This window comes from Desulfurivibrio nitratireducens, from assembly GCF_044068515.1.
Lineage (GTDB): Bacteria > Desulfobacterota > Desulfobulbia > Desulfobulbales > Desulfurivibrionaceae > Desulfurivibrio.
Genome location: NZ_JBIPKI010000023.1, coordinates 1 through 19,037, shown reverse-complemented (window position 1 = coordinate 19,037; position 19,037 = coordinate 1). Strand labels below are relative to the sequence as shown.

General features: G+C 61.9%; 15 protein-coding genes and 1 riboswitch. Of the genes, 8 read left to right on the top strand and 7 right to left on the bottom strand.

The window, feature by feature from the left end; translation table 11 throughout:
• Positions 1-16: 16 nt before the first annotated feature.
• From ACHHTY_RS07410 to lepB, 3 genes are all read right to left on the bottom strand, one after another.
• A complete protein-coding gene (locus ACHHTY_RS07410; RefSeq protein ID WP_395493468.1) occupies positions 17-1,315 on the bottom strand; it encodes a dihydroorotase in 1,299 nt (432 codons plus the stop codon).
• A gap of 233 nt (positions 1,316-1,548) precedes the next feature.
• Positions 1,549-2,484, bottom strand: a complete 936-nt coding sequence (locus ACHHTY_RS07405; RefSeq protein ID WP_395493467.1) for an aspartate carbamoyltransferase catalytic subunit — start codon at positions 2,482-2,484, stop codon at positions 1,549-1,551.
• Positions 2,485-2,501: 17 nt separating this feature from the next.
• Positions 2,502-3,131: a signal peptidase I gene (lepB, locus tag ACHHTY_RS07400; protein WP_395493466.1), complete on the bottom strand. Its 630-nt coding sequence runs from the start codon at positions 3,129-3,131 to the stop codon at positions 2,502-2,504.
• A 560-nt stretch (positions 3,132-3,691) separates the two neighbouring features.
• Positions 3,692-3,787: riboswitch (cyclic di-GMP riboswitch) on the top strand.
• A gap of 66 nt (positions 3,788-3,853) precedes the next feature.
• On the opposite strand from lepB, the gene ACHHTY_RS07395 reads away from it, so the two are divergent.
• The 8 genes from ACHHTY_RS07395 to ACHHTY_RS07360 all read left to right on the top strand — a co-directional run bounded on the left by ACHHTY_RS07395 (position 3,854) and on the right by ACHHTY_RS07360 (position 12,657).
• Positions 3,854-4,186, top strand: a complete 333-nt coding sequence (locus ACHHTY_RS07395; protein ID WP_395493465.1) for a hypothetical protein — start codon at positions 3,854-3,856, stop codon at positions 4,184-4,186.
• A gap of 268 nt (positions 4,187-4,454) precedes the next feature.
• Entirely contained in the window at positions 4,455-5,582 is a 1,128-nt protein-coding gene (gene pilM, locus ACHHTY_RS07390; RefSeq protein WP_395493464.1) for a type IV pilus assembly protein PilM, read from the top strand.
• Between the two features lie 9 nt (positions 5,583-5,591).
• On the top strand, positions 5,592-6,182 hold the full coding sequence (locus tag ACHHTY_RS07385) for a PilN domain-containing protein (protein WP_395493463.1): 591 nt from the start codon (positions 5,592-5,594) through the stop codon (positions 6,180-6,182).
• A complete protein-coding gene (locus ACHHTY_RS07380) occupies positions 6,179-6,832 on the top strand; it encodes a type IV pilus inner membrane component PilO (protein ID WP_395493462.1) in 654 nt (217 codons plus the stop codon). Before ACHHTY_RS07385 ends, ACHHTY_RS07380 begins: the two co-directional genes overlap by 4 nt.
• 6 nt (positions 6,833-6,838) lie before the next feature.
• Complete coding sequence (locus ACHHTY_RS07375) at positions 6,839-7,423, top strand: hypothetical protein (protein WP_395493461.1); 585 nt, start codon at positions 6,839-6,841, stop codon at positions 7,421-7,423.
• A complete protein-coding gene (locus ACHHTY_RS07370) occupies positions 7,423-9,078 on the top strand; it encodes an energy transducer TonB (RefSeq protein ID WP_395493460.1) in 1,656 nt (551 codons plus the stop codon). Before ACHHTY_RS07375 ends, ACHHTY_RS07370 begins: the two co-directional genes overlap by 1 nt.
• A 3-nt stretch (positions 9,079-9,081) precedes the next feature.
• Entirely contained in the window at positions 9,082-10,704 is a 1,623-nt protein-coding gene (locus tag ACHHTY_RS07365; RefSeq protein ID WP_395493459.1) for a type II and III secretion system protein, read from the top strand.
• Between the two features lie 75 nt (positions 10,705-10,779).
• Positions 10,780-12,657, top strand: coding sequence for an Ig-like domain-containing protein (locus tag ACHHTY_RS07360; RefSeq protein WP_395493458.1), 1,878 nt, complete (start codon positions 10,780-10,782; stop codon positions 12,655-12,657).
• Between the two features lie 108 nt (positions 12,658-12,765).
• Here ACHHTY_RS07360 and secB read toward each other — a convergent pair whose 3' ends face one another.
• The 4 genes from secB to ACHHTY_RS07340 form a co-directional block, all read right to left on the bottom strand.
• The gene (gene secB, locus ACHHTY_RS07355; protein ID WP_395493457.1) at positions 12,766-13,296 is read right to left on the bottom strand and encodes a protein-export chaperone SecB; all 531 of its coding nucleotides are present in this window, start codon (positions 13,294-13,296) and stop codon (positions 12,766-12,768) included.
• 94 nt (positions 13,297-13,390) lie between these two features.
• The gene (uvrA, locus tag ACHHTY_RS07350) at positions 13,391-16,228 is read right to left on the bottom strand and encodes an excinuclease ABC subunit UvrA (RefSeq protein WP_395493456.1); all 2,838 of its coding nucleotides are present in this window, start codon (positions 16,226-16,228) and stop codon (positions 13,391-13,393) included.
• 176 nt (positions 16,229-16,404) lie between these two features.
• On the bottom strand, positions 16,405-17,922 hold the full coding sequence (locus ACHHTY_RS07345) for an RsmB/NOP family class I SAM-dependent RNA methyltransferase (RefSeq protein ID WP_395493455.1): 1,518 nt from the start codon (positions 17,920-17,922) through the stop codon (positions 16,405-16,407).
• Between the two features lie 103 nt (positions 17,923-18,025).
• Entirely contained in the window at positions 18,026-18,769 is a 744-nt protein-coding gene (locus tag ACHHTY_RS07340; protein ID WP_395493454.1) for a purine nucleoside phosphorylase YfiH/LACC1 family protein, read from the bottom strand.
• Positions 18,770-19,037 lie beyond the last annotated feature (268 nt).

Sequence of the window (19,037 nt, the reverse complement as noted above, 5' to 3'; positions counted from 1 at the left end):
CAAGGGGGGCGCCGGCTCAAGGCTCCTGCCAGGTGATCCGGCCGGCCATGATGGTCAGGATGGCCTTGCCCTGCATCGGCCAATCGAGAAAAGGAGAATTGCGGCTACGGGACTTGAGGTCCGCGGCCCCGAAGACGAATTTACGCTCGGGATCGATCAGGGTCAGATCCGCCGGGGCCCCCACCGTCAACCGGCCTCCTTCCACCCCGATAATGCGGGCGGGATTGCTGGAAAGCAGTTCCACCAGACGCAAGGGGGTGATCACCCCTTCCCGGACCAGGGCCAGGCTCAGGGGCAGAGCGCTTTCCAGACCGATGATGCCGTTGGCGGCCAGCTCAAACTCCAGATCCTTCTCCAAGGTGCTGTGGGGAGCGTGATCGGTGGCCACGGCATCGAGGGTACCGTCGGCCAGGCCCACCCGGATGGCCGCCAGATCGGCGGCGGTGCGCAGGGGCGGATTCATCTTGGCCCGGGTATCGTAAAGCCCCACGGCCGCTTCGGTCAGGGTAAAGTAATGGGGCGCGGTTTCCGCCGTCGCCCTTACTCCCCGGGCCTTGGCCCGGCGGATCAGGTCCACCGTCTCGGCGGTGCTGACATGGGCGATATGGATCGGCCGGCCGGTATATTCGGCCAGGGCCAGATCCCGGTAAACCATGATCTCTTCCGCCACCCGGGGAATCCCCCGCAACCCCAGGCGGGTGGAAAGCTCACCTTCGTTCATCGCCCCGTTGCGGCTCAGGCTTTCTTCCTCGGCATGGCTGATCACCAGCAGACCATGATCGCCGGCGTACTCCAGGGCCCGCCGCATGAGCTGGCTGTCGGTCACCGGCCGGCCGTCATCGCTGACCGCCCGCACCCCAGCCTGGCGCATCTCCCCGAACGGGGCCAGGGTTTCGCCCTTGCTGCCCCGGCTGATGGTGCCCACCGGATAAACCCGGGCCGCCGCGCCGGCCGCCGCCGCCATGATCAGGGCGGTCACTCCGGGCCCGTCATTGACCGGCCGGGTGTTGGGCATGCAGACCACGGCGGTGAACCCCCCCGCCGCCGCCGCCGCGGTCCCGCTGGCAATGGTTTCCTTGTGTTCATCGCCGGGTTCACGCAAATGAACATGCAGATCGATCAGGCCGGGGGTCAACCAGCAACCGCCGGCGTCAATGCGCCGCAAGTCGGCGGGCAGTCCCGCCGTGGGGATGCTCCCCGTCCCCACCGCCGCGATTTTTCCATCCCGCACCAGCACATGGCCCCTCTCATCCAAACCGGAGAGGGGATCAAGCAGGCGGGCATTTTCCAACAGGAGCGAAGAATCGGCAGACATTTCAGCAGCACCTCAGGTTTTTCACTTTCCCCCCAGCCGACCCCGCCCAAGCAAGAAGCCAGCAACAACCCCTACCGGCTTGGTTGAGACAAATAAAGTCAGCGAGCATGACCGGCCCGGCAAAGGCAAGTCGGCCAGGGCGGCGCAGCCGGCCCACCGATCTCCCATCAGCTGGGATTACGGGCGGGAAAACGGGTTGGTCGGGCCAAATGCGTTGTTGTAACCAGTTTTTTCTATTCAGCCCCGCCCATGATGAGGTAGAGCAAAGCCATCCGCACCGCCACCCCGTTGGTCACCTGGTCGAGAATTACCGAGCGCGAACCGTCGGCCAGGGCAGGATCCAGTTCGATCCCGCGGTTGATCGGCCCGGGGTGCATGATGATCGCGTCGGGGCGGGCCAGGGCCATGACGGCGGGGGTAATGCCGTAAAAAATCGCGTATTCGCGCAGGGAGGGCAGGAGCGGATCGAGCTGGCGCTCCTGCTGGATCCGCAAGGCCATGACGACGTCGGCATCGCGCACCGCCTCACGCACGGTGGCGCAGTGGCGGGCCCCCATGGCGGCAATACCCGGCGGAATCAGGGTGGCCGGCCCGGCGACCCGGACCTCGGCCCCCATCTTGGTGAAGCCGATTATATTGGAATGAGCCACCCGGCTGTGGGTGATGTCGCCGATGATCGCCACTTTCAACCCTTCGATCCGGCCCTTGTGCTCGCGTACCGTCATCAGGTCCAGCAGGGCCTGGCTGGGGTGTTCATGAGCCCCGTCGCCGGCGTTGATCACCGAGGCCTTGATATGGCGGGCCAGCAGCTCGGGGGCGCCGGAGTGGGAGTGGCGAATTATGATGCAGTCCGGGTTCATGGCGGCGAGATTGCGGGCGGTGTCCACCATGGTCTCGCCCTTGACCGCGCTGCTGCCGGCGCTGGAGATGTTGAAGGTATCGGCGCTCATCCGCTTGGCGGCTATCTCGAAGGAAAGCCGGGTGCGGGTGGAGGGCTCGAAAAAGAGGTTGATTACCGTCTTGCCCCGCAGGGTGGGAACCTTCTTGATCGAGCGCTGGGAAATTTCCTTGAAGGATTCGGCGGTCTGGAGCACAAAAGCGATATCGGCGGGAGCCAGGTCAGCCAGGCCCAGGATATGGCGATGGGAAAAAATATGCTCGACGCTCATGCTCACCTGCCCGGCTCTCAGTTGATCCTCTGTCCCAGGCGCGACCAGCGCAGGGAAGTATTTTCGCTGTCCCAGGACCAGTAAAGCACGAAGGCCTTACCCTTGAGGGCCCGGGTTTCCACCATGCCCCAGAAGCGGCCGTCGTGGCTGTTGTCCCGGTTGTCCCCCAGCACGAAGAGTTGATCCGGTCCCACCGTCACCGGACCGAAATTATCCCGGGGCTGACGGGAGGCGGGATATATTTCGTCGTCGAGAAATACCGCCTGGGGATCTTCCATGACCTGACCATCAATATAGACCGTTTTGTCACGGATTTCCACCGTTTCCCCGGGCAAGCCGATCACCCGCTTGATATAATCCTGGGAGGGGTTCTGGGGATATTTGAAAACCACGACGTCATAGCGCTCGGGCTCGCCCAGGCTGACCCAGACCTCGCCGCTCAAGGGGTTGCGGATCCCGTAGATGAACTTGCTGACCAGGAGGTGATCGCCGACCAGGAGGGTGGGTTCCATGGAGCCGGAAGGAATTTTGAACGCCTGAACCACGAAGGTGCGGATAAACAACGCCAGGATCAGGGCGATAATAATTGCCTCGGCATATTCACGGAAAACTGATTTCCGGCCGGGATCCTTAGTTTCAGCAGCCAATCTTATTACCCCCTCGCTCAAGTGCCCGGCAATACCGCCCCATAGCTAAATCATAAAAGCTATAACGCAAAGCCGGGAAAAAGACAAGCAGCCGTCCAAGCGCCGCCTGCTTTTTGGCCCCATCCCGGCAATCGTACTCATGGGCAGGCGACTGGGCGACAAAAAAGGGCCAAACAGGTGCCGTTTTTTGTCAACAAGGACCGGCGCGCTCGCCCCCCACCGGCGCAATCTGGGCCTTTATGGCTGATAGTAGGTGATAATCAAATAAAAAAAGCGCAAGGGCAAAAGTTGGCACGGGATGTGCGTGTTAGATAGCTCGAGCAAAGCACGCCGGACCCATGCCCCCTTGGTCCTGCTTAAAGTGGGCCAGGCCGGTCAACCCTTAAAGAGCAACGCCGGCCGGCCTCCATGCGGCCGCGGGCCCGGTGGAGGGCTTGGTTCCGGCTCCGGCGGTCCGGGCAACCGGGAATTAAGCACACCCCTTGCGAGAAGGAGCGCCACCTGGACTTTCCCCATGGGAATGGCGGAATTCAGTCCGTAAGGAATTTGTTGTTTTGTGAGCAGCGAAAGGGCAAACCACTGCGAAAGCGTGGGACGCAAAGCCACCGGTCTTCACCTTTTTTACGACAAAAAGGTATGACAGCGGGGTTGCCGAACGGCGCAGGTTCACCAACGGTGACAAGACCGTACGGCATCATTTTGTCAAGATGCGGAGGTGTCGTATGGACTGCAAAAAGCCAACTCTCACCCTGTCACTTTTTCTCCTCTTCACCCTGGTTGGACTGACTCCCGCCAACCTGGCGGCCGGTCAATTCCCACTTTCCTTCAGCACCGCCGACGATCGGGCCGCCAGCGCCTACCACATCGCCATGCCCCCTGCCCTGGCCTATATGATTTATGATGATGAGGAACACGCCCGGGATAAGCTGGCCGGCCTGACGGTCAATCTCTGCCTCGGCGCTTTTACGCTGAACCCGGAAAATATTGAAATCAGCACCCAGAAGCCGGGTTTTGCCAAAAGAGGAGGCTTTTTCGCCCTGGTGGCGGAATGGTAAGCTGCGCTGAAGCGATAATACGCCGGAATCTTAACAAGCCTGGCCGGAACCCGGCCAATGCTTTTGCTAATCAACGCCCCCGGGAAGACGGCGGAGCCCATCCCAACAAAGGGTTATTGCCGAGGCTCCGGCTTTGTCCTTGACATCGTTGATTTTTTGTGTCCTTAATACCAACAAATCCGCCAGACTGGCGGCAATTCCGACGGACGGAAGTTGGCGGCGCCTGCTTTCCGCCCGTCTTTGAATCGGGGCTGGAGCAAAACAACCGATGGCCATCGCATTATCGAAATCAAAGCTCGAACGACCTGCCCTCGGCAGTCTGCTCGGTCGTCTCAAATCTTCCTTTGCCCCCCGGGGCAATAACCTGGCCCTCGGGTTGGACATCGGTTCCCATGCCGTCAAGGTCTGCGAGTTGCGCCGGCTCGAGGACGGCTACCAGCTGGAATCCCTGGGCAGCGCCATGATTCCTCTGGATTCCATCGAGGATGGGACCCTGGTCAACGCCGCAGCGGTAGCCGCCGTCATCGAAAAACTCCTGGCCAACCTGCGCTGCCGGCACAAGAAGGTCGCCATTTCCGTTTCCGGCTACTCGGTGATCGTCAAAAAAATCAATCTCCGGCTCATGAGTCCCGATGAACTGGCCAAACACGTCCATCAGGAAGCGGAGCAATACATCCCCTTCGATATCGAGGATGTCTATCTGGACTGCCAGGATCTCCACACCAACGTCGGCGACGAGGATCGCAGCGACGTCATGCTGGCCGCGGCCCGCAAGGAACTGGTGGACGGCTATCTCAACATGCTGGACGGACTCGGCCTGCAGACAGTGGTGGTGGATGTGGACGCCTTCGCCCTGGAAAACGCCTTTGAACTCGGCCCCGACCGGCACGAAAACGTGGCCCTGGTGGATATCGGGGCCGCCAAAATGAATATCAACATCCTCAGCGACGGAACCTCGGCCCTGGTGCGGGATGTGCCTTTGGGGGGCCGCCAGTTGACCGAACAAATCCAGCAGACCCTGGACCTCTCTTTTGAAGAAGCCGAAGAGATCAAGCTGGGCCAAATCGCCCCACCGCCCGACACCAAAGCCCGGGTAGCGGAAATCATGCTTCGGGCCTCCCAGCAGTGGAGCAAGGAAATTCAGCGGGCCCTGGACTTTTATCAGACCGGCCACGAAGAACATCCGGTCAGTCGCATCGTTATCAGTGGCGGCGGCGCTAAAATAGCCGGCCTGGCGGAATTCTTAACCCGGGATTGCTCCCTGCCGTGCAGCGTTCTCGACCCCTTCGCCCAAACCAAGGTGGACGGCAACAGAATCGATCCCGCCTACCTGCGGGCCATGGCCCCGGAAATGGCCCAGGCCGTCGGCCTGGCCACCCGGACAATCGACTTCTAAGGCGCGCGCATGATTCATATAAACCTGTTGCCCATCAAGGAAATCAGAAAAAAGCTCCGCCGGCGCCGCCAAGCCTTCACCTTTCTGGCTTCGATCGTGGGGGTGCTGGTAATTCTCGGGGGAGCAACCCTGTTTCTGGAACTCAAAACTTCCCGGCTGGAGGCGGAAGTCCAGGAACTCCAACAGCAGCGAGCCTCCTATATCGCCATCCAGCGGGAAATCGAAGCCCTTAAAAGAAAGAGGGAAGAGCTGGAGGCCAGGATCACCGCCATCAACAGTCTCCGGGCCAGCTCCCAACTCCCCGTGCGTCTGCTGGACGAGATCAGCAATCGCACCCCGAGCGAGCGCATGTGGCTCAACTCGCTGCGCATCACCGGCAACAGCGTGACCATTGCCGGCATCGGGCTGGATAACCCCACCATCGCCCAATACATGCAGGCCTTGGAGCGCTCATCCTATTTCGGCAGCGCCAATCTGGCCAGTTCCAGCCAGACCCAGGTGGGAGACCAGAAGCTCAAAGCGTTCTCCATGGCGGTTCCCGTCACCCCCCCGCCGGCAAGGCCGGAGGGGGATGAGGCGCCGAAGGAGGCTGCCGAATGAAGCCGAATTTCAAGCAACTTCTGACCAGGCTGGACACCCTGCTGGTCAAGGCCGACAAGCTGACCCTAAAGCATAAACTGCTGATTTGCCTCGGAGTCTGGGCGGTTCCAATCGTCGCCTTTGTCCTGCTGGTCTTTATGCCCAAGGCGGAAGAAATTGATAGTCTGGAAAACCGGATCGCCGGCCTGAAGACCGAAATAGCCCGCCTGGCGGCGGTAGCCCGGGAGCTTGATCAGCACCGGGCGGAAATGGCGGCGGTGGAGGAAAGGCTGCGGGTGGTTGCCCAACTGCTGCCGGAAGAAAGAGAGATCCCCACCCTGCTGACCAACATCTCCATTCTCGGCACCGCCTCCGGGCTGGATTTTCTGCTGTTCCGGCCGCGCAATGAGGTTCGGCAGGAATTCTACGCTGAAATTCCGGTGGATATCGCGGTTCACGGCCCCTACCATAATGTCGGGGTGTTCCTGGACCGGATCAGCAAACTGCCGCGGATCGTCACGGTCAACAACATCAACATGGGGTCGCCGTCACGGTCGGGCAACGTCATGTATCTCAACACCACTTTCACCCTGATGACCTACCGTTTCATCGAACCTGCACCCGAGCCTCCGCCGGCCCCGGCCCGCCGCTCGGCCCCGAGAAGGCGATAGGGTAAAATGGCTACTGCAATCAGAATAATTACCATCTTCGGCCTTTTGCTCCTGGCCCTGCCGGCCCTGGTTGCGGCCCAGTCCGCTCCCGATGAGACTGGGACGGCAACCTCCGGGGAGAGCGCAGCCCTCGCCCTCCCTGAAGCCGCGGCCGAGGCAGAAGTGGCCGATCCGGTCCACCCCCTGGTGAACATCCAGTTGCCGATGCTGCTCGATGAACTGCGCCCGGATCTGACCACCGGCTTTTTTTACCGCTCAACCGGCCGGCCCGATCCCTTCCTGCCCTTTATGGCCACCACTCCTCCTCCCCCGGAAGACACGGAAGAGTTGGCCGGCCTGCGCCGCTTCGAACCGGGTCAGTTGAGCCTGACCGCCATTGCCGTCCGGGGAGGAGAAGCCTTTGCCATGGTCGAAGATTCCACCGGCCGGGGTCATATTATCCGGCCCGGCACCCCCATCGGCCGCGATGGCCGGGTGGAACGCATCACCTCCGGCCGGGTCATCATCCGCCAGCCGGCCGTAACCCTGACAGGAGAACGGGAATACCGCACCATCGAGATGGTGCTAAATTTAGAGGGAGAGCAACGGTAATGAAGAGATTCCCCCGGTATCTCATGGCGTCAATTTTCGCCCTGCTGATCGGCGGTCTGCCCGGTGGAACGGGTATCGCCGCCGCCGATCCCGCCGGCTATACCATCAAAGCCATCAGCCTTGAACAGGAGCAGGATAAAATGCTCCTGCGGATCGGCGGCGACAGTCCCCCCACCTTCACCACCTACATGCTTTTCGATCCCCCCCGGGTGGTCATAGATATCGCCGAGGCCGAGCTTGGACGGGGCGCCGCTATGCCTTCCCGCCTGTCCCGGGGACTGGTCAGGGCCGTTGAAACCCGGATGCTGGCCCGGCAAAAACCGTTGATTTTCCGAGTAGAGGCGATTTTGGCCGCCAACCTGGCTTATCATGCCGAACAAAACGGCAATGATATCGTGGTTACCATTTTCCCCCCGGCCAAGGCCCCCTCGGCTACCGCCACCCCGGTCGCTGACCGGAGCAAACAGTCGCCCGCCGGGGGGCAGGACAGCGGCGATGCCACCGCCGCCATCATTGCCGACCTGAAAAAATACCGCCCGCCCCAAGGGGTTATCGAGGCGGTTACGCCCCAGTTGCTGCCCCAGGAAAAGCCGGCCCTGAGTCGCCCTGCCCCGGCGGCGACGCCCGCCAAACCCGCTGTTGCCAGCAAGCGAGCGGCCGCATCGGCGAGTCCAGCCCGGGCAGCTTCCCGGGCTGAATCAGCCGTGGCGCGGATCTTTGATGATTACGATCACCAGAAAATCAGCGTGGAATTTTTCAAGACCGACCTCCACAACGTCTTTCGCTTCTTCGGTGAAATAAGCCAACGCAACATCGTGGTGGACGAAGCCGTCTCGGGCAACCTGACTCTCACCCTGAATGAAGTGCCCTGGGATTTCGCCCTCGACATCGTCCTGAACCTGAAAAACCTGCAGAAGGAAGAGCGCTACAACACCATCGTCATCTCTCCCCGGGCCAAAACCTTTGTCTGGCCGGAGAGGGCCAGCGACCGGATTCGGGTCCGGGCCGACGGGGTTCTCGAGCAAGTTGACGCCATCGCCGTCACCCAGCGGCTGGAACTTCCCCGCGAACAGGTGGAAGCCCGGGAGCTGATCCGCCAGGCTGCCGCCCTGGACAAGCGCGGCGCCCACCCGGAGGCCATGGCGGCCTATGAAAAAGCCCTGGAGCTGTGGCCGGACAACAGCCAACTGGCCGAACGGCTGGCCAACCTCAACCTGGTCCAGTTTGGCAACAACCCCCGGGCCCTGCATTTTGCCCGCCAGGCGCTGCGCCATGATCCTGATCGGCACCAGGCGGCCCTGATCGCGGCCATTGCCGCCGCCAACATGCAGCGGGGCGGCGAAGCCAAGGCCTACTTCGACCGGGCGATCAATTCTCCCCGCCCCCAACCCGAGGCCCTGATCAGCTACGCCGCCTTCGCCGAGGAGCATGACAGTCCCCACGGCGCCCTGGCCTTGCTGGCACGCCACAACCAGCTTTATGGCGACAACCTGGAAACCATGATCACCCGGGCCCGGTTGCTGGATCAAACCGGCGCCGGCGGCCCGGCCGTGAACGAATATCGCGCCATCCTGTTTTCCGGCTACGAGTTGCCCGAGGATCTGCGCCGCTACATTCAGGCAAGAATCGCCGCCGACGGAGAGAGAGGAGAATAAATTATGCGAGTAAAAAGATTTTTTGCGGGCATCATAATCCTGGCCGCCCTCAGCCTCGGCCTGGCTGCTTGCGCCCCGGTATCATCCGGCCCGGATGAACGGGCACGCAGCGAAGCTCCCGCCGCTTCCCCGTCCCCGATCCTCGAAGCCCCCGCGCCGCCGAGCGGCCCGGGGCAGTTGCCGATCCGCTATCAGCGCCCCGCCTACATGCTGCAGGATCAGGGGGTGGGCCGCCAATTGGGCCTGGGAGACGATCTCCGGGTCAGCGTGCCGGTGGGGGCCGACATTTCCTCGACCACCGGGCCGGTGCCCTTGCGCGATATCCTCCGGCGCCTGGCGGCCCTGAAGCAAATGAATATCAGTTGGTCCAGCGATGTTGACCAGTATGTCCCGGTGGACGTGGATATCCGGGCCGAAGAGGATTTTTTTGACGCCATCGACAACATCCTCCGCCAAGTGGACTACTTCCACCAGGTGGAGCGCAACACCATCGTGGTCAAATTCCGCGAGACCCGGACCTTTCACGTGGCCATGCCTTTCATGATCTCGACCTACAACACCGGGGTCGGTGGCGATGTCCTGGGGGCCGGCGGAATCGACAGCAGCGGCTCCAGCGCTTTGGTGGGCAACATCCAACTGACCAGCAACGACAACCGTTTCGATATCTGGGACAATATCCGCAAAAACCTGGATCAGATCCTGGAAATCTGGGAGGAAACCATTCAGACCGGGCCCCCTGGCGATAACGGTGTCAGAGCCGGATCCGTAACCCGTCGCAATGTACAGGCCGGCAAAGGTTACTACTCCATCGACAAGCCCATCGGCCTGATAACCGTCACCGCTCCCCGACCGCTGGTTGAGAAGATCGAAAACTATATCGACAACCTGAAAGGCCAGCTCTTCCGCCAGATTTCCATTGAAGCAAAAATAATCGAGGTGGCCCTGGACGATAATTCCAAAACCGGCATCGACTGGCGCGGAGTCCTGAGCGGCAAACATCTCAATTTCGAACTGTTCGGGCCGGCCGGGATTATTTACCCGGACAGTTCGGCCCGCTGGGTCACCCAGACCACCATCGGGCCCAATCCCTTTCAGTTGCTGCTGGACGCCATTGAGCAGCAAGGCCGAACCAATGTCCTGGCCAATCCCAAGATCAGCGTAATGAACGGCCAGCCCGCCCTGATTACGGTGGGGGAAACCTTCCGCTACATTTCCGAAGTATCGACCACGGTCAGCGAGGGCGGGGTTTCGACCAGCGTCACCACCGATACCCTGATGTCCGGGCTGGGTTTGGCGGTTTTGCCGACAATTACCGAAAACGGTGAGATCGTCCTCAGCCTGACCCCGGTAACCTCTCAGCTTACCGAGCCCATTCAGGAAAGATCCTTCCAGGGTCTGACCGTGCAACTGCCCCAGATCAATATCCGGGAGTTGAAAAGCATCGTTAAGGTTCGCGACGGCGACACTCTGATGATCGGCGGCCTGATCGACAGCGTGGAAGATACCCTCAGCCACCGGGTGCCTTTTCTGGGCGGCATGCCCGGCGTGGGTCAGTTATTCCGCCACGACACCAAAACCGTTCGCAAAAGAGAGCTGGTTATCCTGCTGCAGCCGCGGATTATCTGAGCCGGATAAATCGGGCCGACCAGTGCAGTTTAATGAGCAGCGGGAGTCAGCCCGCTGGAACTACGGAGGAGGAGCATGAAATTGGTAAGACTAGCAAAACCGGGAGTACTGCTGCTCCTGCTTTTATTGATCCTCAGCGCCTGCGGGGACAGCCCTGACGATGACACCACCGACCCGACAACACCCGGCGGCGGCGGTGGCGATGCCCCTCCGACTTCGACTCAGATTGGCAGCATTAACCTTATCACCAGCAGCCCTCAGCTGCCTTCCTCCGGCCAGGACTCGGTAACTCTGACCGCCTTCGTTCGCAATGCCGACAATGTGGTGATGGAGGGGGTGGAGGTCACTTTTGCCGCAGACAATGACGGTACCCTGCAGGTTCTCCGGGGAACCACCGACGCCACCGGTTCTGCTCAGGCCCTGCTTTCCACTCCCGGCAACAAAAGCAATCGCGACATAACCGTCCGAGCTAGTGTCGGCACGGTCAGTGAGAGTCTCATTGTAAGGGTCGCCGGGACCAGTATATCCGTCTCCGGGCCAAGTTCGGGCATGCTCGGCAACACGGTGAACCTGAGCATCTCCCTGCAGGATTCAGCCGGCATCGGGGTGGGCAATGTCACCTTAAGCGCCGAGTCAAGCGCCGGCAACGAGGTCGGAGGTAACCTGACAACCAATGCCAGCGGCAATGCTATCGCCACCATCACGGTCACTGCTCCGGCCGGCGGCGGGACCGAAAGAATCACCATCAGCGGTGCCGGCACCTCTGCTGCTTACCCCCTGAATGTAACCACCGACTCCTTTGTTCTGACCACTCCGACTACTGCCACAGAAATCCCCCTACAGCAGAGCATCCCCGTGACCGTTCGGTGGGAAAGTGCCGGGATTCCGGTAAGCGGAGAGGTCGTCACTTTTTCCAGTACCCGGGGAACCCTGTTGCCAACCAGTATAACCACTAATGACCAGGGCGAGGCCACGGTGGGGATATCCGCCAACAATGCCGGCTTTGCGACCATCACCGCCACCACTGCCAGCGGCCTGACCAGCCAAGTTGAAATCCTCTTCGTGGCCACCATTGCCGACAGCATGACCCTTCAGGCCAATCCGGCTGTAATTGGCACCAATGTCGCCGGCAGTGACACCGAGCAGAGTGAAATAATCGCTGTGATCCGGGATCCAAACAATAATCTGGTTAAAAACAAAACTATAAATTTTAATCTCAGCGATCCCACCAGCGGCAGCATCAGTCCTTCCTCGGCCATCACCGATGTTTACGGCCGGGCCAAAACCACCTACACCGCCGGGGTCAGCAGCAGCGGCAGCGGGACTAACGGGGTGGAGATCCGGGCGGTAGTGGCCGATACCCCCGCCGTCGAACAAACTGTTTACCTGACGACTGCCCGGCGCTCCCTTTTTATTACCCTTGGTACGGGCAATGAACTGAGCAAACCCGATTCCACCCGCTACGCTTTACCTTATGGAGTAATGGTTACCGACTCTGCCGGCGGCCCGGTTGCCAACGTGGAACTAACCCTGAGCATCTGGCCCACCGAATACTATAAGGGGGATTATAGCGGAACGGATGGTGTCTGGATGCAAAATATAAGTGCTGGTCCCTGCCCAAATGAGGACGTCAACCGAAACGGCTTTCTCGACCCTGGCGAAGACATTAACGATAACGGAAAGCTCGATCCCGGCAATGTCGCAACTCTTTCATCAAATATCATTACCACCGACAGCGAAGGATATGCCGAATTTAACGTGCTATATTTCCAGCAATTCGCCCAATGGGCTGACGTCGAGCTTACAGCCCGTACCCCAGTTGACGGCAGCGAAGCCAGCGCAATGGTTCATTTCACCCTGCCGATCCTGGCTGACGACCTTAGCGGCGATATCCCGCCACCGGGCGATCCCAGCCCCTTCGGTAGCGCCGGTACATGCGATGATCCTTTGTAATTAAGGCCGAATTGTACCAAAGCGCAAAATAATATAAAAAAGGGCCGTGAATATGGTTCACGGCCCTTTTTTGTTGATGGTCAATTTGAAAACTTTATTCCAGATTTTTTACTGTTCGGCGGGGGTCTCCGCCGCTTGCTGCTGCTTTTGCTGCTGCTTGCGGGAGTTTTCGTACATGGCCAGGAAGTTGACCGGGTCCATCAGGAAGGGCATGAAGCCGCCGTCCACCGTGGTCTGGCTGATGATCTGGCGGGAATAGGGAAAGAGCAGGGCCGGGCATTCCACCCCCAGCACCGCCGGAATATGCTGTTCCGGAATGTTCTGGAGCAGAAATACCCCGGCGTGTTCCAACTCGACAATGAACATGGTCTTGCCGTTCTTGTTGTTGGTCACCTTGGCGGTGATCATCATCACCACCTCGTAGTTGTCGGCGCCCTCGAGCTTGCGGTTTTCCATCTTCAACTGGACTTCCGCCTTGGGCTCCGCTCCCTGCTCCAGGAAAACCTCCGGGGCCCCGGGGTTTTCAAAGGAAAGATCCTTGACGTACATCTTCTGCAACCGAAATACCGGGGCCGGGGGCTGCTTTTGCTGCTGATCCTGGGGCCGGCCCGCCGCCGCTCCCGTCTGTTCTTCGCTCATGGTTGGTCTCCTTTTTGGGCAATCAAGTCATCGTTGCAAATGGCATAAACCTTTATATATACCGAATATCGCCGCCGATGCCAAGCAGCTTGCGTCAGCTCAACAAGGGTTTCAGATAGCGGCCGGTATGGGATTCGGGGCAGGCGGCCACCTCTTCCGGGGAACCGGCGCTCACCACCATGCCGCCACCCGCCCCCCCTTCCGGGCCCATATCGATAACATAATCGGCGGTCTTGATCACATCGAGGTTGTGCTCGATCACCACTACCGTATTGCCGCTCTCCACCAGGCGGCCCAGGACATGGAGCAGGTGTTTGATGTCGGCGGGATGGAGCCCGGTGGTGGGCTCGTCGAGAATATAGAGGGTCCGGCCGGTCTGGCGCTTGCTCAACTCCCGGGAAAGCTTGATCCGCTGAGCCTCGCCGCCGGAAAGGGTCACCGAGGACTGGCCCAGGGGCAGATAGCCCAGGCCCACTTCGAAAAGGGTTTCCAGCTTGTTGCGGATGGCCGGCACGGCGGCGAAAAACTCCCGCCCCTCCTCCACCGTCATGGCCAGAACCTCGGCGATGCTTTTGCCCTTGTAACGGATATCGAGGGTTTCCTCGTTGTAGCGGCGGCCCTGGCAGGACTCGCAGGTGACGTAGAGGTCGGGGAGAAAGTGCATGGCGATCTTGATCACCCCGTCCCCCTCGCAGGTTTCGCAGCGCCCCCCCTTGAGGTTGAAGCTGAAGCGGCCCGGCTTGTAGCCCCGGGCCCGGGCTTCGGGCAGGCGGGCGAAAAGCTCGCGCACCGGGGTCAGCACCCCGGTATAGGTGGCGGGATTGGAACGCGGGGTGCGGCCGATGGGGCTCTGATCGATATCGATCACCTTGTCGATCTGCTCCAGGCCGGTCAGGGACCGGTGCTCACCCGGGGTTTCCCGGGCCTGGTAGAGATGGCGGGCCGCCCCCCGGAACAGGGTCTCGAGGACCAGGGTGCTCTTGCCGGAACCGGACACCCCGGTGACGGCGGTGAACAGCCCCAGGGGCACGGCCACCGAGATATCGCGCAGGTTGTTGGCCCGGGCTCCCGTGATCCGCAACCAGGCGCTTTTTTTGCCCGGCGGCCGGCGGCGGGCCGGCACCGCGATGGCCAGACGGCCGGCCAGATAACCGCCGGTGGCGGAATCGGGCGCCGCCAGCAGGCCGACCAGATCCCCGTTGTAGACCACCCGGCCGCCGTGAACCCCGGCTCCGGGGCCCATGTCCAGGACATGATCGGCGGCCCGGATCGTCTCTTCATCATGTTCGACCACGATCACCGTGTTGCCGAGATCGCGCAGGCGCAGCAGGGTGGTGATCAAGCGCCGGTTGTCGCGCTGGTGCAGGCCGATACTGGGTTCGTCAAGGATATAGAGCACCCCGGCCAGACGGGCTCCGATTTGGGAGGCCAGGCGAATCCGCTGGGCCTCGCCGCCGGAAAGGGTGGCGGCCCGGCGCTCCAGGCTGATATAACCCAGGCCGACATCGTGCAAAAACAGGAGGCGGTCGTTGATTTCCTTGATGATCCGGGCGGCGATGGGCGCCGCCCCCGGGGCAAATTCCAGGGCCGGCAATTCGATCAGCAACTGCTCGATGCTCAGGGCGCAGAGCCGGTCGATACTCCAGGCCCCGATTCTGACCGCCAGGGCCTCGGGCCGGAGCCGCGCCCCCCGGCAGGCCGGACAGGGCTGTTCGTTGAGGTACTGCTCCAACTCCTCCCGTACTGCTCCCGAGTCGGTTTCCAGGTAGCGTCGAGCCAACTGAGCCAGTAAACCCTCGAAGGGCTGGCGATGAGTGCGGCGGCGGCGGAAACGGCTGTAGCTGAAGGTGACGATCTCGCCGTGGCTGCCATTAAAAATCACCTCCCTGGCCCGCTGGGGCAGGCGGGCGAAGGGCAGATCGGGATCAAAACCGTATTGCTCGGCCAGGGCCCCGATCAGGGCGGAGACATAGGAGGAGGAACTGCGCCCGCTCCAAGGGGCAAGGGCGCCCTGGCGCAGGCTGAGCTGGGGATCGGCCACCACCCGCTCGGGGTCGAATACCTGCTTGACCCCCAACCCCCCGCATTCGGGACAGGCCCCCTTGGGATTGTTGAAGGAAAAGAGCTGGGGCGAAAGTTCCGGCAGGCTGCGGCCGCATTTGATACAGGCGGCCAACTCGCTGAAGAGCTGTTCCCGGTGGGCCGGCGGCAGATCGGGGAATTGGACCAGCAGCCGGCCCGCGGCCAGCCGCAGGGCGGTGGCCACCGAGTCGGCCAGGCGCCGGGCCGCCTCCTCCTTGACCACCAGGCGGTCCACCACCGCCTCGATGCGATGCTTTTTGGTTTTGGCCAGGTTGATTTCCTGGTCCAGGCCGACGATTTCGCCGTCGATCCGGGCCCGAACAAAGCCATCCCGCCGCAGGCGCTGCAGGACCGCCTGGTGTTCCCCCTTCTTGTCGTCGATCAGGGGCGCCAGCAGGATCAGCCTGGTCCCTTCGGGATAGGCCAGCAGGGCCTTGACCATGTCCTGCAGCGACTGGGGCTGGATAGCCTCGCCGCAATCCGGGCAATGGGGCCGGCCCACCCGGGCGAACAGGAGGCGCAGGTGGTCGTAAATCTCGGTAATGGTGCCCACGGTGGAACGGGGATTACGGCTGGTGGTCCGCTGCTCGATGGAAACCGCCGGGGAGAGGCCTTCCAAAAGATCGACGTCGGGCTTGTCCATCTGGCCCAGAAACTGGCGGGCGTAGGTGGAGAGCGACTCCACGTAACGGCGCTGGCCTTCTGCATACAGAGTGTCAAAGGCCAGGGAAGATTTGCCGGAGCCGGACAGGCCGGTGAAAACCACCAGCCGGTTGCGGGGCAGATCGACATCGATATTCTGCAGGTTATGCATCCGGGCGCCCCGAATGCGCAGATATTGCGGTTCCATAAGATGAGTTGCTTGAGCTTAAATTAACTTGTTTATCTTAACCCCGGAGAGTCCCGGGGCCACAGAGAAAAAAATTACCCCTGCTCTGCGGATCTGCCGACTCCCTGGGGTTATTTTTTGAATTTATGCCGATTTGAACCTTCGTTAAATGCCGGCCCAAGTTCCCGGTGCCATGATCAGCGGGAAATCAAGCGGGCGGCGAAAAAGCCGTCCAGGCCCAGCTCCGGGCGGGAGCGAAAAAAGCCCTGCTCATCAACCAGGTCACGGGCCGCCGCCGGCAACCAGGGGCGGGCGTCAGTGAGCGTCAGGGCCGGCCGGGTCCGCAGCACCTCGGCGATAACTTCCTCGTTTTCCTCCGGCTCATTGCTGCACACCACATAAACCAGTACGCCCCCGGGCGCCAGCAGGCCGGCGGCGGTCTGCAGCAGTTCGATCTGTTGCCGCCGGTAGCGGGGCAGATCGGCGGCCTGGCGATTCCAGCGGATATCGGGATGGCGGCGAATCACTCCGAGGCCCGAGCAGGGCGCGTCCACCAGAATACCCCGGTAAGGGCGGAAATCGGTAGCTAAAACCGCCTGGCGGGCAAATTCCGCCAAGGCCCGGGGATAGATGACGATTCCCTCAGCGGGGCTGGAGGGTTGGATTATGGCCGCTTCACCCGGGGTGGCCGGCCGGACCGTTAGGCCGAGACGGGCCAGGTTGGCGGCCAACAGCCCGAAACGACCGGCCTCGGGTTCCAGGGCGGCCAGGCGGCTGCCGGCGGGCAGAATTTCGGCCAGGTGGCCGGCTTTACCCCCCAGGCCGGCACAGGCGTCCAGATAAGCAGCCGCGGCCGGGTCCGGCTCTTGCCCGGGCTCGCTGCCGTTGACTCCGACCAAGACTGCCTCTTCTCCCGCCAATAAGAGCAGGCTGGCCAGTTGGGCCGCCTCATCCTGGACGGCAAAAAGGCCGGCGGCATAACCGGGCAATTCCTCGATCCGGCCGTGATACGCGGGCAGCACCAGGGCGGCCGGCGCGTAACGGCCGGAGCTGACGGCAATCCCGGCCTGGAGCAGGCGCCCCCGCAACAACTCGGGGGTGGCCCGCCGCCGATTGACCCGCAGGGTCAGGTTCGGGGGTTGGTTGTCGGCCCGGCAACGGGCCAAGGCCCCTTGCTCGCCGTAGCGCTGGTGCCAGCGCTCCCACAACCAGGCGGGATGGCTGAGCCGCTCGGCCCCGCGGGCTTTTTCGCCCTGCAATTCTGCCAGTTGGCGCGCCGCCGCCCGGAGCAGCCCATTGACGAAGCCGGTCAACCACCCGGGCTGGCGCGCCGCCTTCAGGGCCTTGATGGTTTCGTCGATGGCGGCGGCGGGGGGAATTCGGTCGAAGAACAGCAGCTGCACCAGACCCAGGCGAATGGCGTTGAGGGTCAGCGGCTTCATTTTAGCCAAAGGATGGCGGGCATGACGGGCCGCCACCTCATCGAGAAAGCCCCGCCAGCGCAAGACTCCGTAAACCAGGGCCAAAGTCAACTGGCGATCCCGCGGATCGGCCGGCAGGCGCCGGGCGGGATACTCGGCCAGCACTTGATCCAGGGGACGCCGGCTCCGGTCCTGGAGCAGCAAAATCTCCAGGGTCGCCTGGCGGGGGCTGGCCGGCTGCGCCGGACGAGGGTCTTTTTTTAACGGCCTTGGGGGCACGGGTTCCTGTCTCACTGAAATTTTCCGACCTGCCTGGATCCGGGGCAAAAACGCTGCCGGCCGAACTTCGCCGGCCCCGCCGGCAGGCCGGGATAAGCGATTTCGGGAACGCCAAACTTTATCTTTCCCGCCCCACGGCTATCACCGAACAGTTGCGGCCGCAACCCGGATCGCGGCGGTAAGAAAAAAAATCGGGATGGCAGCGAGTGCAGATGCCGGCCTGTTCGATCCGAGCGGCCCCCAGGCCGGCGGCCTGCAGTTGGGCGCGGCTGATGGCCCAGAAGTCGAAAAAATCCGGCCGGACCTGGTAGGCCTGAAACTCCGGGGGCAATTCCCGCCGGTGGTTGACGAACTCCGCGCAGCATGGCCCCAAGGAGGGACTGATGGCGGCCCGGAGATCGGCGGGGCGGCACTGGAACTCCCCGGTCATGATTCCCACGGCGGCGGCGATGATGTTCGCCGCGCTGCCCCGCCAGCCGGCATGAATGTTGGCCGCCACCCGCCGGACCGGATCGTAGAGCAGAACCGCCTGGCAATCGGCCTGGCGAACCAGCAGCCCGACCCCCGGGCAAGCGCTGACCAGGGCGTCATAACCATCGAGCTCGAGATCCTCGGCCGGGACCGCGGCCACCACCGCCACCCGGGCGCCGTGGACCTGGCGGGCGCTTACCAGCACCTCCAGACCCAGGGCCCGGCGAATCCGGCGCAGATTTTCCGCCACTCTTTCCGGGTCATCCCCCACCGCCGACCCCACGTTCAGCTCCGCCAGAGGCCCGCTACTCACCCCGCCCCAGCGGGTGAAGGAGCCCTGCAAGGGGGCCGGGGTCAATTGGCGGAAATTATGATAGCGGACAATTTTCACAGGCGATCATTATACAGGGGGTAGCCAGCGGGTCCTGTCCATACCGGAGTCAGGGTCCGCAAAAACGAAAAAAATCATTAAACTACGAAATGCCACATTTGGCCAGCAGGAAGCAGGGGCTCGCAGGCTGCGCCGTTAAAGTAATTCGCCCCCGCCGGCGGCGGTGCCCGTTGGAGCAAATCGAGTAGGGTGAAGCGGGCTGATCAGGCCCGCTTCATCCCTCTCACAGAACCGTACGTACGGATCTCGTATACGGCTCCTGTTTATT